At 38.6% G+C, this 337-nt stretch carries 1 protein-coding gene; it reads left to right on the top strand.

Annotated elements, in window-relative coordinates; all coding sequences use genetic code 11:
• On the top strand, nucleotides 1–250 hold a 250-nt coding region (locus JKP73_RS22275), incomplete at its 5' end, for a 3D domain-containing protein (RefSeq protein WP_200411999.1).
• Nucleotides 251–337 lie beyond the last annotated feature (87 nt).

The following is a 337-nucleotide window of genomic DNA, read 5'->3' as shown; positions in this document are numbered from 1 at the left end:
GAAAGAACCAGGTGACCCTGGTTATGGTATAACAGCTTCAGGTGCTGAAGTACAAGAAGGGCAAACGGTTGCTTGCCCGCCAGACTTATCCTTTGGGACCAAAATTTCCATACCATATTTTGGCAAAACATTTACTTGCGAAGATAGGGGTGGAGCAATTACAGGAGATAGATTAGATGTTTATATGAATGATTTAGATGATGCATTAGAGTTTGGAGTGAAAGAATTACCAGTACAAATAGTAAATTAATACTTCGTACAACTTTCCACGGATTAGGAAATTTGTTGGGCATGAGTTCACAATCAAATCGGACTCATGCCTTTCATTTTTTGTAAC

It is taken from the genome of Virgibacillus salexigens (assembly GCF_014905415.1).
Taxonomy (GTDB): Bacteria; Bacillota; Bacilli; order Bacillales; family Amphibacillaceae; genus Virgibacillus; species Virgibacillus salexigens.
The sequence above is the reverse complement of the archived record's forward strand: the minus strand, read 5'-3'. Positions and strand labels throughout refer to the sequence as shown.